Consider the following 14,419-nt stretch of genomic DNA (forward strand, 5'->3'; position numbering starts at 1 on the left):
GCCATTGCTTGTGTCTTCACAAGCAATTTCTACATACTGTCTCCATAATGCTTTAAAAACCCAAAGTCATCCCCGCCGTTGCTTGTGTCCCCACAAGCAATTTCTACATACTGTCTCCATAGTGCTTTAAAAAACCAAAGTCATCCCCGCCATTGCTTGTGTCCCCACAAGCAATTTCTAGTGCTTTAAAAACCCAAAGTCATCCCCGCCATTGCTTGTGTCCTCACAAGCAATTTCTACATAGCTTTAAAAACCCAAAGTCATCCCCGCCGTTGCTTGTGTCCCCACAAGCAATTTCTACATACTGTCTCCATAATGCTTTAAAAACCCAAAGTCATTTATGCCAGTCTCATAAAACTGGGCAGAAGAATAATAGTACTGGGCAGGTTCATTCGCTAAAGACCATTTTTCCACCACTGGATTATCATGAATATAGTCCAGCTTTTGCTCCAGTACGGCAGGGGTATACAACTAAACAGGTAAGCTATTGCGTTGCCAAAAACGGTGATTTCGCGCCTGATCTGATGTTTGAAAATATGGAAGGATTTGCGGGTAATAAGTGCGTGAATGTTCTAAAAATTGGTGAGCAGTGTATTTCATAAAACTGGCGTGAGGCATTTCTTTGCCATTTTTTTCCAGCATTTCCCAAATCAAGTGAATGTGATTGGGCATGATGACAAAACCATACACCGCGATTTTGTGTTTGGCAGACAAGTATTGTAAACTATTGATCACGATATTTTTATACTCATCTTTTTTGAGTAACCTTTTCCAGTTCAATATAGTAGCGGTATAGAAGTAAATCTGATTGAGTTCCATGTTTATAGTGATTGGGAGGTTGGTTTTGGTTGCTTGTGGAGACACCAGCAACGGCGTAGTAGTAAATGCTTACTTTGTTAATGGGCTTAATTCAATTGTAAAATTCAATTTTCTCGCCATTGCTTGTGTCCTTACAAGCAATTTCTACGCTAATTCAATATGGAGGGTAGAGGTTGTTTGTAGCGACACAAGTAACAGCGTGAAAAATACTGCCACCGCCTCAGCGGGTGTCTCTACACGCTGATCGAATCCCTAGTGAGCTCGGTTGCTTGTGAAGACACAAGCAACGGCATAAAGGTTAAAAACAACAATTTACCGAGTTTTGGGTTACACCTAAGACTTCTGCAAGGTTAAAATTTCCTCCACAAAAAAAGCCCCACCCAAAAAGAGCGGAGCTTCCTAATGCCTTGATTTTCAGGCACTATTTTCCGATGCAAAAAGTAACTTACATTGATAGTCAAAGAGTTATGGGAGATATGTATAAATAATGTATACTTTTTGTCAAAAAAAAAAGGTTTGCTGTACAAACAAACCTCTTACCTAATAACTCTATACTCCTGCCTCCACTATTTTTATCTCTTCATCAGTAAGCCCGTATAGCTCATATACCAGGGCGTCTATCGCTGCATCGGTTTGGTTGATTTCGGCTTGTAGGGCTTGAGCTTTTTCCTTTTGTTCGTTGAAATATTCCATCCATTCAGATTGGTCGCTTAATGAGAGCTTTTTATAGTCTTGCCCGTTGTCTTTGGCTACCTTCTTACGGGCTTTTTCTAACTCTGAGAGAAAAGCTTTAAAATCTAGTTCGTACCAAGATTGGAGTTTTTTGCTTACTTGATCAACTCCAAATGAGTTTTTTACTAGTTTAATTAACTGATGTTTGGCATTTAGTAAATTGCTTGTTGTTTTGATGTTATGAGTGGTGTATTCGTCTAGTTTTGAAGAACCAATGTATCTTATATCAGGAATGGGGAAGGGGTTTAAAAATGAAGTATTAAACGCATAATAGCCACCTCTATAAACTGAACTTGTACTTTTTATAAAAAACCATAGCAATTTTGAATTTAGGATTCCCAAAAGAGACTCTTGTTTTAGGCTAAGATTGTTTTTTATAATTAGTGAATACCCTCCTGCATCAGTAAGAGCCATTGAAAAATCTATAGTAAAATGTGGATAATTTTGAATTGTAGCAGACACAATTTTAGCACTTTGAAATATTTGAAGCTCTCTTGACCTATGCAAAGAATACCAATAAATGGGGTTCGTTTTAAACCTAATCTTTTTTTCTATCAAGAAGTCCTTAAACAAACTTAAATAATTATATGCTTTTGGGTATTTACTTTGAAGTTCCTCTTCTTCATAGGCAATTGTTTTTACCCCATTAAAGTAATGTGGATAAACAACATGATAATTAATTCCAAGAGGTTCAAACCTTTTAATATCTTTGCCCTTAGCAACTGGCAACATAATTTCAGCTTCTATTTCTACTTCTTGCTGCAACTCTTCAGAATAACCATAAAAATAATCACCATTAAATTTACCCCTAAGCATAAATATCTTATCAGAAGTATTTTTAATGCCTTGTGAAATTCCATCTAGTATTTTTTCTAGCGAATTAGGCTGTTTTTTTAACTTGTTGAGTAACTTGGTTGTATAGGCATCATTTAGCTCCCACTTTTCATCATTTAATTGCCCAAAGTCTATACCTGAAAATTCTATCCCATCAAGCAGGTTTTTGGGGTTGATGCTTGTGAAAAGTAATTCCGTGCTATTTTTTCTTAATTCAACAATGCAGGTGTATGTTGATGCTGATTCAAATACAATTTCGTGACCAAAATGTATTAATTTTCCTATAAAGTAATTTTCCTTTAGGAATTGTCTTATTCCATAACCAAAATCTGCAACTAAAAATTTATGAGGTAAAATAAATTGCACAACTCCACTTTCTTGCACTAGTTTATAGGAGTTTTCCATAAATAAAACAAATAAATCGTATCTTCTAGTGGCTGATTTAAACACTCTTTCCAAATATATACTTTCCGATGCAATGCTGTCTTTTATGGTTTGAACCCTAACATAAGGCGGGTTACCCACCACCACATCAAAGCCACCATTTTCAAAGACTGTTGGAAACTCATTTTGCCAGTTAAACGCCTTTTCTCCTGCTACAGTGGGGTCATCTATTAGGGAGTTACCACACTTGATATTATTGTTTAAACTGGTTAGTTTTCTGCCTTTTTGAGCGGTACGCAACCATAAAGAAAGCTTGGCTATTTCTACACTTTCTTCGTTTATGTCTACTCCAAAGATATTGTTTTCTAGTACGTGGTTGCTCACATCTTGAAATATAATGCTAGAGCCAAACAATTGTGCATTGAGTTCGTCAATGTAGGCGTGTTCGTCAATTAGATATTCAAGGGCTTGATTTAAGAAAGCACCACTACCACAAGCAGGGTCGCAGATGGTAATATTGAGCAACCAATCTCTATACTGTTTGAGTGCAGTATCTAATTTTTTAATGGTGGCTTTCTTACGTCCTTTCCTACTTTTGGCATACGCTTCATCTATTACCCCTAATTCAGCTTTCTTTGCTGTACACAAAGCCCCTACGGTGTTATCTACTATGTATTTAGTAATGTATTTGGGTGTATAAAAAACCCCGTCTTTTTTGCGTTTGGTTTTACTCTTGTCTACTTCAAGCCCTTGTAGTTGAGCCGTTACATTTTCTATTTCATTGAGGGAGTTTTCAAAGATATGACCCAATATGTTTACATCTACCTCACTTTGAAAGTCATAAGCTGATAGTTTAGCCGTATGTTTTGCCAGTAGTTCATTGTCAATACTTAGGTTATCCAATATTTCGTCGGGCAAAAACAAACCTCCATTGTAAGCAAATATTTCTTCACGGCTACCTTTAGCGGGTCTACCCTTATTAATAAAACCAAAGTATTGCTTATAAATATCGTATAACGACAAATCACTGCCCCATTCATCGTCTTTTGTCCATTTGTCTATAATTTTATTTATAGAGTTTGGAGGCAATAAGCCGCTATCTTCAGCAAAGAATATAAACAGGAATCTATCTAAAAGCTTTTGACTTTTCTTAAACAAAAGTAGTGGGTCTATATCAGGGCTGTTTTTGCAGATGTTTTGCCAAAGCTCATGTTTAAATGTGGAATAGTCTTTATAGAGTTGTTTGGTAATGTTCTCTTCTACCTGTATACTATCTTCTTTGGTTTTGAGGGGTATATCTGCCAGTACATTATCCAGGTGTAGGCACAACCAAAGTATGGCAAAATCATCATAAGACAGGGTGAACAAATTAAACTCTAGGTGTTCAACGGCATTGTGGATAAAAAAACGTAGTTTCTCAAAGTTAGAGGTAACCACATATAAACAATTAGATTGATTGTTTTTATAACCAAAGGCTTGATCATTTACTTTGTCCAAATCTTGAGTATCAGTACCTTTTAGTTCTATTACCGCAATAGCCTTACCCCCTTTGAGTATAGCACCATCCGCTTTTTTTGCTCCCCTTTCGTTTTTAAATTCCGTGGTCAGGTTGTAGTCTGGTTCGGGGTTGAGCGTATAGCCCAATACCTTTACAAACAACTCTCTTAAAAAACCTTCCTGAAATTGTTCTTCTTTGGCGTTGCGTATGTTTTCTTGTCGGGCGGGGTTATGAAAATAATCTGTAAATTTTTGATAAGCTGCTTTGATCTTGTCTTGATCTTGAGCTTTTAGGTATTTGTTGAGTACTGATTTTTGGAATAAAGACATGGGCAAAAAACTGTTTACCAGTAAACCATTGGTGAATTGATTGTACAATGATAATAGTTTTTTAACGATTTTAAATTATTTGTCAAATTTTGTCAGGGTTTATTTACTCTATACTACAAAACAAAACCCCTCATAATGCTATCATTACAAGGGGTACAATTTATTGCCATCAAACAGCAAAAAGAAACTGCAATTTGCCGTGCTTTCAGTGCATTTGTCCAGGGCAATAGTTTTTTACATCAAGTGCAAATGATGCACAATCAGGGCTTGTTTTTCTTCACAGTATACCCCCCAAAGCGGCATCAAACATTTATCCAGCGTTTTTAGGCTCATGTAAATGATCAAATAGGCTTCGTTGTCTTTGTCCTTTTTTACTTCAAAGTTGCTCAACCCTCTAGCTTTTGCTAAACGAGTAGCCTTTGCTACACTATCAATGGCAGGTCGTTGCAAACAAGGTGGTATTGCCAGTTCGTGGGGATAAGGAGGTAAAAACGGAGGGGGGCAAAATTGTAAACATACCCCTTGCAAATCTTGGGCAATGGCTTGTTTCAGCTTTTTGATAAGGTCATAGTCTTGTACTTGATGTATTTCACGCTGATACACGCCCGTATAAGCCCAAGCAAGCCGCGCCAGTAGTTCGTCTAAGTAATTGATAAAAGCCTCAAGACTGGTAAAATGATGAGCGGCAAGCTGTTGTATAGCGGTTTTATTGGGTAACATCGTTTTGCATCAAGTTTAAAAAACGAATCATAAAAACCCCTTCATCCGAAAAACTACCCCAAAGCGTACCCATAGAAGCTTGATAAGCGGTTACCTCGCTTTGTGTCCAATTGGTAAGCAATGCATATTCATCTTTGAGTTTTACTGCCCTAAAGTCTTGTATGCCTTTAGCTTCGGCTATTTGTATAGCTTGTGTTATGTTGTCTATTTTGGGAGGGGTGGCAATTGGGGGCACATCGCCATAATAGGGTACTTGAGCATATTGCAAACCCGCGTTTTTTAAATCAGTTTTGAGGGCTTGCTTTAGTTGGTGGATAAAATCGTAGTCACCCACCAAATTATAATTTTCTTGGGCACTACCCGCATAAGCTGAAGTAATACGAGCCAAGATGTTATCAAATAACTCCAGTAGTTCATCCATACTACCAAAGGTTTCGGCAAGTTGTTGTACAGCGCTTGAGTTGTTCTTTGTCGTTGTCATAAGTTTTAAGGGGGTTTAAAGTTCGGGAGTGTCGTTATTTTCTTCAGGGCGTTGGTAAAGTCTCAACTCTTCAAAAAGCTTTTCGTTTTTTTCTTCTAGCTTGTCAAAATCTTGCTGAAGGTCTTTGTAACGTATTTCAATAGAACCTGCCAATATTTGTTTTATAATATCATCGCACCAAACAGCAAATTCAGGGTTTATCCATCGGGCAAACAATACCGCTAAATCAGGGTGAAAGTAGGTACCTTGAGTGATACCACGTTTTGTGGGATCACTTTTTGAAAAGTTACCTTTAACCGCTTTTACTACATCTTCGTAGCCCAATTGATGATATTTACAAAAGGCTTGTACATAATCTTTGAAATACTTTGACTTCATAAAACCATCCAACCTTTTAGCTTTCAAGGCTTTTATTGTTTGCGTAGCATTGATCCAACCATCAGAAGTAAACACTATCTCTTTTCCTAAGTAGGTCTTTTGCAATTGTTTATTCATTTGTATAGTTAAAAATTAACTAATTGATTAATATATTGCAATAAAAGGAAATTAATTTATCAAAACAAGGTATAAAATAACTAAAAATATAATTTATTGCTCGGTATGGAAATAAATTGAAGTTTTGCGTATGGACATACCAAAAAGGATAAAAGACATTAGAGAAAAGCAGCACCTCAAACAATATGAAGTGGCTGACAAAATGGGAATAGAACCACCTCAGTATAATAAGTGGGAGAAGCGAGGGGAAAAACTGTCTATTGAGCAACTAAAACAAATTGCCACGGCTTTAGGGGTAAGCCTTAAAGACATTCTTTTTGGTGAAGATGAACAAACAAACCCTGATTTGTCAAAACTGGAAATTGCCTTGCTTCAATGCAAAACGCAAAACCTGTATTTTGTAGACAATGCCCTAAAGTTTATTCTCAACATTGATACATTGCTACAAAAGCCAGTAGTAAAGTATGCCATAGGTGAAGTACTCAACCCAAAGCAAAAAGAGCATCAAGCTTTTGTAAGGTGTTATTGTGAGGTAGGCAGTGAAATATTTACCCTTGCTACTTGGCAAAAACCTATCAGTAAAGAAGCTGCTTATTTTGCCCGTTTTGAGCAAAACGGAGAACACCTGTTTAATGCTGAACAACAAAAAGAAGCCAACCAATACAAAGACGCGGCTTTTGCCAACATTCAGCAAAACCATTCATTATGGACAATCAATTTTTTCAATTTAACGGGGTTCTTTAGGGCGGCTTTTGGTGGGGTTGGTTAGTTCCAGGTGGTTGCTTGTAGACACAAGATCCCTAGAACGGTATGGTCTCTTGTGGGGACACAAGCGACGGCGTAGATGAGTGTACAGGTTAAATCGCCAAAAACCTAGAGACTGAATAATACTATTACCCCGCCATTGCTTGTGTCCTCACAAGCAATTTCTACATACTGTCTCCATAGTGCTTTAAAAAACCAAAATCATCCCCGCCATTGCTTGTGTCCTCACAAGCAATTTCTACATACTGTCTCCATAATGCTTTAAAAACCCAAAGTCATCTATGCCAGTCTCATAAAACTGGGCAGAAGAATAATAGTACTGGGCAGGTTCATTCGCTAAAGACCATTTTTCCACCACTGGATTATCATGAATATAGTCCAGCTTTTGCTCCAGTACGGCAGGGGTATACAACCAAACAGGTAAGCTATTGCGTTGCCAAAAACGGTGATTTCGCGCCTGATCTGATGTTTGGAAATATGGAAGGATTTGCGGGTAATAGGTGCGTGAATGTTCTAAAAATTGGTGACTGGTATATTTCATAAAGCTGGCGTGAGGCATTTCTTTGCCATTTTTTTCCAGCATTTCCCAAATCAAGTGAATGTGATTAGGCATGATGACAAAACCATACACCGCGATTTTGTTTTTGGCAGACAAGTACTGCAAGCTATTAATAATGATGTTTTTATACTCATCTTTTTTGAGTAACCTTTTCCAGTTCAATATAGTAGCGGTATAGAAGTAAATCTGATTGAGTTCCATGTTTATAGTGATTGGGAGGTTGGTTTTGGTTGCTTGTGGAGACACAAGCAACGGCGTAGTAGTAAATGCTTACTTTGTTAATGGGCTTAATTCAATTGTAAAATTCAATTTTCTCGCCATTGCTTGTGTCCTCACAAGCAATTTCTACGACACAAGCAACGGCGTAAAAAATACTGCCACCGCCTCAGTGGGTGTCTCTACACGCTGATCGAATCCCTAAAAATAGGTGAGCTTAACGGCTCTCTCGCCATTGCTTGTGTCTCCACAAGCAACCGCGTAGTAAATAGTAAATGCTTACTTTGTTAATGGGCTTAATTCAATTGTAAAATTCAATTTTCTGGCATTTTCAATAAAAGCTTCCATGTTATAAGGATTCCATTGGTTACAAGTGGCTATGACCTCTCCATCTATTAAATTTATTGTTTCAGATGGTTTGATATAATATCTTTTACGCTGCGAGTTATTGTAGATTTCTTCTGCTCTTGACAGTTTGTCAAAAACCCCAAAGTTTCCTTGAATATGATTTGGAAATGCTTTTTTCAATTCTGCGAACTTTGTGTCTGGATGCAAATTAACAAATTCCCTGATTACTTCATTTACTAACCTGCCTTTGTTAAAAGTTGTGTTATTGAACACAAATTTAGAGTAATCTTTTTCTGAGTATTTATAAGAAAAATAAGTGTCTGAAATTACAAATATATTTCCTTCTGGGCTCTTGTATCTGTTCAGTACGATTCCTGCAATTGGAATATCATTATATTGATATCCGTTAGCAAGTTTTTCTTGCAGTTTTGTACTTATAGATGTTCCAACAACCACCCCAATCCACTTTGGAGCAGTTTTATTTTCCTCCCAATATTTTCCAAGCTCTAAAATCTGATCTTTTTGTTTTAAATAACCTTCTAATTGTGTTAATGTTTCGTCATTAATTTCGTGTAATTTAAGTTCCACAATACTCAAATATTCTGCCCCATAAGATGATAAAATATCTATGCGTCCGTCTCTATTTCTTCCGCCTTCTTTCAAGGCGATTTCTTCATCAAGTACAGTAACTTCTGTGAAGTTTTCATCATCTAAAGCCAAGATGTTTTCATTCTCAATTAAGTATGCTTCCATAGCCAACTCTTTTTTGAATGGATATGGTGATAGTTCAATATTATTTGCAGTTACTTGTTTAAAGATTTTCATTGAAGTGATTTTAGGTTAACTACCTGCACTTATTAAAAGCACTGGTTTGAGGTAAATTATCTAGAGTTTTGAATAAAAATAAATGATCCAATAAATAAGACATAGGTTTTTAAAAACAACAATATACCCATTTTTAATCAACTCTTTACACCCCTGCAAGGTTAAAATTTCCTCCACAAAAAAAGCCCCACCCAAAAAGAGTGGAGCTTCCTAATGCTTTGATTTTCAAGTGCTATTTGCCGATGCAGAATTTACTAAAAATAAACTCCAACAAGTCATTATTAGAGATTTGTCCCGTGATTTCGCCCAAATGATAAATGGCGGTGCGGATGTCGCTTGCCACCATTTCGGTAGAGAGCCCCAGGTCTAGAGTTTGTTGCACTTGGGCGAGGGCTTTGAGCGTGTCTTGCAGTGCCTCGTAGTGGCGCAAGTTGGTCACAATTACTTGGTCTTGGTTGGAGAGCTGGTGGGCTTGCACTGCCTCAATGAGTAGTTGTTGGAGGCGGTCGATGCCTTGGTGCTCTTTAGCCGATATGCCACAGCCTATGACACCATCGGGCAACGCCAAGTCGAAGCGGGCGTATTCGTCTATTTTGTTTGCCACCACTATTACTTTAGTGTCGGGGTGATCGGCTTGCAGTTGGCTCACTTGGGTTTGCCAGTCTTCGCGTTTTTCGGCAACAGCATCAAACATATACAGCAATATTTGCGACTCCTTCATTTTGGCGAAAGCCCGCGCTATGCCTATGCTCTCTACCTCGTCGGCAGTTTCGCGCAGCCCTGCCGTATCTATAAACCTAAATCGGATGCCCTCTAACACCACTTCGTCTTCTATAGAGTCGCGGGTGGTGCCCGGTATTGCCGATACTATAGCTTTTTCTTCTTGCAACAAGGCATTGAGCAAGGTAGACTTGCCCGCATTGGGTTTGCCCACTATAGCTACAGGCACCCCGTTTTTGATGGCATTGCCCAAGGCAAACGACTGCGCCATGTCGGTCACGGCTGCCTTGAGGTGGTTGAGTTGGCGTTGCATTTCGTCGCGGTTGGCAAACTCTACATCTTCTTCCGAAAAATCTAACTCTAGCTCTAGCAAAGCCGCCAACTTGGTAAACTCTTCGCGCAGTTGTTCTATCTTTTTTGAGAATCCCCCGCGCATTTGTTTCATTGCCACTTGGTGGGCAGCTTTAGAGTCTGAGGCAATCAAATCGGCAATTGCTTCGGCTTGAGCCAAGTCCATGCGCCCGTTGAGGTAGGCACGCTGGGTAAATTCGCCCGCCTTGGCGAGGCGCGCCCCTTTGCCAATAAGCAACTGTATCACTTGCTGGATGATGTATTGCGAGCCGTGGCACGAAATCTCTATCACATCTTCTTTGGTAAACGAACGGGGCGCTTTGAACAATGCCGCCACCACTTCGTCTATAATCTGCCCTTGGTCGTTGCGAATGGTGCCAAAATGCACGGTGTGTGAGGCTTGTTCGCTCAGGGTTTTGCCATAAAACACTTGATCACATATCGCAAAGGTGTCTTTACCCGACACCCTGATCACGCCTATAGCACCTGCCCCACTGGGGGTCGATAGTGCCACTATTGTATCTTCTTTTTGAGTAAACTGTTCTGGGTTCATTTTTTTTATAGTCAATAGTCGGTAGTTTCTACAGTCTCAAGTCCTTAGGTACCGACGCATATCGGTGCTTTAAGCAATTAGTCCAGAGTTAGTAGTCTGTAGACCATAGTGGCTTCGCCTTCATTCGTATATTAGTCCGGAGTTAGTAGTCTGTAGACCATAGTGGCTTCGCCTTCATTCGTCAATTAGTCCGGAGTTAGTAGTCTGTAGACCATAGTGGCTTCGCCTTCATTCGTATATTAGTCCGGAGTTAATAGCCCTGACAAGGTTCTAGGGACTAGGTGCAAGGTTCTAGGTATACCCTGTTCCACAAGTATCTACACTTTTTATATTACGTTGATTTTCAGTTGCTTACAAAAAGCGTAGTTAATAGTCTGTAGACCATAGTGGCTTCGCCTTCATTCGCAATTGACCCATTCCATTCGTAATTCTCTCATTTGTAATTTGTAATTCGTAATTTGTAATTTGTAATTCTCTCATTTGTAATTTGTAATTAACCTGCAATATAGGTAATGTAAGCTAACTCATTAATAATTAGTGGGCAAACATTTATCATTAAGCAAAAATTTTTATATTTAACTTTTTGAAGGCTATACAACACAAAACAGAAGTTGTTTTAACTGAAAGTGATTTGTAAAATGAACACATATCTGCACCAAAATATCAGGATACCCAATAAAACTATTCACTTGCTATTGTTGTTGCTTGTGCTGAGTCCAACTTTATGGGCACAAGGCAACCTAGACCGGGAAATAGAGGTAGTAAAGAACCGTAAAATTGTATTGCCCAAGGCCAACAAACACCACGATAAAATAAATTTGCCACCCCCCACCAGAAAAGATTCAACCCAACAGTACATTAATTTTCACGATTTTCTGAACCCTGCTTTTTCTGCCAAGAGGCATTTGCCCCTTGTAAAGCCAGCGGGGGTATTTGCCGAAGACAATCAAGCATCTACTTTGAGCAGTCGTATGCTAGAGGGGTACATCAAAGCCGGAGGCGGAAACTTTGCCACTTCTTATGCTGAGGGGGCTGTCAGTTACCGTCCCAACTCCAATGCATTGTATGGCATCTCATTACGGCACCATCAGTCGCGCAACGGTGCAGTGCGTGACGATCTGTCGGCTACTGCCCAAAATGATGTGCAAGTACAAGCCCGTTATTTTGCCAATACCTTTGCTATGGGGCTCAAGGCCAATTATCAGCTGAGTCAATACCACTTTTATGGTTATGACCTGGGACAGTCAGTAGAAAAAGACACCGTTCGACAGCTTTTTCAGCGTTTTGGGCTTACTTTTAGGCAAGTGAGCACCGATGTCAAAAACCGTTTCCAGTACGATTGGGGGGTAAAGGTAAACTACCTCAAAGACGCCTTTGCTGCCAACGAAACCCTGGGCGACCTGTTTGGCAAGTTGTTGTATCGCTTAGACAGTCACAGTACTGTAAATGTACATACCAATATTCATTTGGGGCAACGCACCGATGCCGAACAAGTGTCGCGTTTTGTGTACCAGCTCAAACCCTTTTATGGCTACAGCAAGGGCAACTGGCACCTGGAAGGAGGAGTAAATATGGTGTTTGAAAACGATACCCTTGGGCAACAAAACAACCTGCATTTTTACCCTCATGTGCTTGCCGAATACGCGTTGTTGCCCAACCTGTTGCTCAATGCCAGCTTTAAGGGTGATATTCAACGTACTTCGCTCAACTCTTTTACCACCCAAAACCCTTTTGTAAACGCCAATGTAAATCTGGCGCATACCAACCAACGATTTGAAGCATTGTTGGGGGTGAATGGTACCCTTTACCAAAAAATATTTTATAAATTACAGGTGGGCTATGAACAGTTCCAAAATTTATATTTCTTTGTTAATAGTGCGACCGATACGGCAAGATTTGACCTGACGTACCAGACCGACAACATCAATCGCTTAAAACTAGAGGCACAATTGGGCTATGAACCCAACGCTGCGTACAAGTTTTACATCAATGGAGTAGTGCACAATTATCAATTGCCTGACGCTATGGAAGCCCCTTGGCATCGTCCTTTGTTTCAGACCGAATTAGCCGGAGTTTGGCTACCTACTCCCAAGTGGCGTCTTAACCTTAACTTTTATGGGTTGGGGGGCATTCAAGCAAAAAACTTTGTTACCAATGAGGTTACTTCACTGGGTTTTATTGCCGATATGAACCTAAAGGTTGATTATGTTTTTTGGGAAAAAGGCAGTGATGGCTTACCCAACTTATCGGCTTTTGTAGCATTGAACAACATTTTTGCAAAAAACTACCAAAGATATTTATATTACCCACGGCAGGGTTTCAACTTTTTAATTGGACTAATGTATGGATTCTGAAAAATACCCTATACAAAAATACATTTATGAATGGTTGCTTGACCACGAGACTATCATAGTACCCGAACTCGGACAGTTTGTGGCAGAGTTTAAGGGTGCTTCTATACAGCCTACTGCCACCACCAGTAGTATGTCGCCCCCAAACAAAACGGTGAGTTTTAATACAGACTACCGCGATGATGACGGAGTGTTGACGGGTTTTATATGTCAACAAGAAGGCCTACCCGAAGAAGAGGTGCAAAGCTACCTGAAACAAGTAGTTACTGAGCTTAAAATCGCATTGGCATCTGATCAAAAATATGAACTGCCCGCTTTTGGTACTTTTTCAAAAAATCCGATGGGGGAGATAGAGTTTAGCGCTGATGAAAATGTCAACTTCGAAGGGGGAAGTTTCGGTTTACCCAAACTGTTTTACAAGCCAGTAGAGAAACAAGATGATTTAAGTTTTTTTGATCAGTTAGATGTAGACGACGAACCTGTAACGCCCCAACCAGTGGGCAACCCAGAAATAACTGGTCAAACAGAGAATAATCCGGCAGGTTTTGTGGCATCGGGCGACCACAAGCCCGAAAACACTTACCGGGATGATGATGACGATGACGACGATTTTGATGATGACGACGATGACGAACCTATCAAGCGTAGGTGGCTTATGCCGGTAGTGGTGATATTGCTTGCCGGGGTGTTGGTGACAGCGGGTATTATGTATATTCCAGCGATGTTTGGTAGTGGAGAAAGTGCTAAGAAAGACGAAAAAAACGATAGCAGTAAAATAGCTGCTGCCAATAACAAAACTGGAGATACTAACGTGACCACGTCTACCGAGGTAAACCTGGCCGATACTAACAAAAATGATCAGGGTTCTACTTCTTCGGACAAAAAAGAATCGAACAAAAAAGAAGATACTAAAACTGAGACCAAAAAGGAAACGCCCAAAACTACTGCTATTGGGAATACCAGCACGGGCAGCGCCAGCACAGGTAATAATACTCCTCCTGCTTACAGGCCTCCTGCTACTAACAATGCCAGCAGTGGTATTATTAGTAGTTTTGCTTATCGCCCCCAAACACCTGCCGATCTTAGTACGGCAATGCTCAATTCGCCTACGTCGCAGTATTATATAGTACTGGGTGGTTTTGGCAACAAAACCAATGCTTACTCATTGTATAATAATCTCAAGAGCCGCAACTACCCGGCTAAAATTATGGCACCTACCGGGAGCAGTGCATTACACCGGGTAGTGCTGGGCGCTTACAGTTCAGAGGCAGAAGCCGAAAGCAAGCGCAATGGTTATACGGGCACTTTTGGTAGCAAAATCTGGGTAACGAAGTATTAAATTGAGCCTCGAGCTATTAGCCATAAGGAACGATGCAAAAATAAAGTTCTATAGTTTAAGGAAATATTTTTTGGTCAGGCGAGGTCAAAAAACGCGGCAT

Annotated in this window: 12 protein-coding genes; 3 read left to right on the forward strand and 9 right to left on the reverse strand. The window is 39.7% G+C overall.

The features are described 5' to 3' along the window. Window positions 1-297 precede the first annotated feature (297 nt). The 6 genes from Q0954_RS29245 to Q0954_RS29270 all read right to left on the reverse strand — a co-directional run bounded on the left by Q0954_RS29245 (window position 298) and on the right by Q0954_RS29270 (window position 6,292). Window positions 298-471 carry a hypothetical protein gene (locus Q0954_RS29245; protein WP_299463859.1) on the reverse strand — a complete coding sequence of 58 codons (174 nt, stop codon included), beginning with the start codon at window positions 469-471 and terminating at the stop codon, window positions 298-300. Next, window positions 472-819 carry a transposase gene (locus Q0954_RS29250; protein WP_299463862.1) on the reverse strand — a complete coding sequence of 116 codons (348 nt, stop codon included), beginning with the start codon at window positions 817-819 and terminating at the stop codon, window positions 472-474. 549 nt (window positions 820-1,368) lie between these two features. Next, complete coding sequence (locus tag Q0954_RS29255; RefSeq protein ID WP_299463865.1) at window positions 1,369-4,596, reverse strand: DNA methyltransferase; 3,228 nt, start codon at window positions 4,594-4,596, stop codon at window positions 1,369-1,371. A 234-nt stretch (window positions 4,597-4,830) separates the two neighbouring features. Further along, complete coding sequence (locus Q0954_RS29260; protein ID WP_299463868.1) at window positions 4,831-5,316, reverse strand: hypothetical protein; 486 nt, start codon at window positions 5,314-5,316, stop codon at window positions 4,831-4,833. Further along, window positions 5,303-5,797 carry a hypothetical protein gene (locus tag Q0954_RS29265; RefSeq protein WP_299463871.1) on the reverse strand — a complete coding sequence of 165 codons (495 nt, stop codon included), beginning with the start codon at window positions 5,795-5,797 and terminating at the stop codon, window positions 5,303-5,305. Before Q0954_RS29265 ends, Q0954_RS29260 begins: the two co-directional genes overlap by 14 nt. 15 nt (window positions 5,798-5,812) lie before the next feature. Continuing rightward, window positions 5,813-6,292 carry a KilA-N domain-containing protein gene (locus Q0954_RS29270; protein ID WP_299463874.1) on the reverse strand — a complete coding sequence of 160 codons (480 nt, stop codon included), beginning with the start codon at window positions 6,290-6,292 and terminating at the stop codon, window positions 5,813-5,815. A 130-nt stretch (window positions 6,293-6,422) separates the two neighbouring features. Between Q0954_RS29270 and Q0954_RS29275 the strand changes: the two genes are divergently transcribed. After that, window positions 6,423-7,061, forward strand: coding sequence for a helix-turn-helix transcriptional regulator (locus Q0954_RS29275; protein ID WP_299463877.1), 639 nt, complete (start codon window positions 6,423-6,425; stop codon window positions 7,059-7,061). A 234-nt stretch (window positions 7,062-7,295) separates the two neighbouring features. Here Q0954_RS29275 and Q0954_RS29280 read toward each other — a convergent pair whose 3' ends face one another. From Q0954_RS29280 to mnmE, 3 genes are all read right to left on the reverse strand, one after another. Then, on the reverse strand, window positions 7,296-7,817 hold the full coding sequence (locus Q0954_RS29280) for a transposase (protein ID WP_299463880.1): 522 nt from the start codon (window positions 7,815-7,817) through the stop codon (window positions 7,296-7,298). 294 nt (window positions 7,818-8,111) lie between these two features. Continuing rightward, window positions 8,112-9,005: a hypothetical protein gene (locus Q0954_RS29285; protein ID WP_299463883.1), complete on the reverse strand. Its 894-nt coding sequence runs from the start codon at window positions 9,003-9,005 to the stop codon at window positions 8,112-8,114. Window positions 9,006-9,237: 232 nt separating this feature from the next. Continuing rightward, entirely contained in the window at window positions 9,238-10,629 is a 1,392-nt protein-coding gene (gene mnmE, locus Q0954_RS29290; RefSeq protein ID WP_299463886.1) for a tRNA uridine-5-carboxymethylaminomethyl(34) synthesis GTPase MnmE, read from the reverse strand. Window positions 10,630-11,267: 638 nt separating this feature from the next. Here mnmE and Q0954_RS29295 point away from each other — a divergent pair. Together Q0954_RS29295 and Q0954_RS29300 are read left to right on the forward strand one after the other, a co-directional pair. Further along, the gene (locus Q0954_RS29295) at window positions 11,268-12,983 is read left to right on the forward strand and encodes a hypothetical protein (protein WP_299463889.1); all 1,716 of its coding nucleotides are present in this window, start codon (window positions 11,268-11,270) and stop codon (window positions 12,981-12,983) included. After that, the gene (locus Q0954_RS29300) at window positions 12,973-14,319 is read left to right on the forward strand and encodes an SPOR domain-containing protein (protein ID WP_299463892.1); all 1,347 of its coding nucleotides are present in this window, start codon (window positions 12,973-12,975) and stop codon (window positions 14,317-14,319) included. Before Q0954_RS29295 ends, Q0954_RS29300 begins: the two co-directional genes overlap by 11 nt. Window positions 14,320-14,419 lie beyond the last annotated feature (100 nt).

Source organism: uncultured Microscilla sp. (assembly GCF_947493425.1).
In the GTDB taxonomy this organism is placed as follows: Bacteria; Bacteroidota; Bacteroidia; order Cytophagales; family Microscillaceae; genus Microscilla.

Coding starts and splice junctions, on each gene's coding strand:
- Q0954_RS29250 (WP_299463862.1), bottom strand. CDS start 819: ATGGAACTCAATCAGATTTACTTCTATACCGCTACTATATTGAACTGG.
- Q0954_RS29255 (WP_299463865.1), bottom strand. CDS start 4,596: ATGTCTTTATTCCAAAAATCAGTACTCAACAAATACCTAAAAGCTCAA.
- Q0954_RS29260 (WP_299463868.1), bottom strand. CDS start 5,316: ATGTTACCCAATAAAACCGCTATACAACAGCTTGCCGCTCATCATTTT.
- Q0954_RS29265 (WP_299463871.1), bottom strand. CDS start 5,797: ATGACAACGACAAAGAACAACTCAAGCGCTGTACAACAACTTGCCGAA.
- Q0954_RS29270 (WP_299463874.1), bottom strand. CDS start 6,292: ATGAATAAACAATTGCAAAAGACCTACTTAGGAAAAGAGATAGTGTTT.
- Q0954_RS29275 (WP_299463877.1), top strand. CDS start 6,423: ATGGACATACCAAAAAGGATAAAAGACATTAGAGAAAAGCAGCACCTC.
- Q0954_RS29280 (WP_299463880.1), bottom strand. CDS start 7,817: ATGGAACTCAATCAGATTTACTTCTATACCGCTACTATATTGAACTGG.
- Q0954_RS29285 (WP_299463883.1), bottom strand. CDS start 9,005: ATGAAAATCTTTAAACAAGTAACTGCAAATAATATTGAACTATCACCA.
- mnmE (WP_299463886.1), bottom strand. CDS start 10,629: ATGAACCCAGAACAGTTTACTCAAAAAGAAGATACAATAGTGGCACTA.
- Q0954_RS29295 (WP_299463889.1), top strand. CDS start 11,268: ATGAACACATATCTGCACCAAAATATCAGGATACCCAATAAAACTATT.
- Q0954_RS29300 (WP_299463892.1), top strand. CDS start 12,973: ATGGATTCTGAAAAATACCCTATACAAAAATACATTTATGAATGGTTG.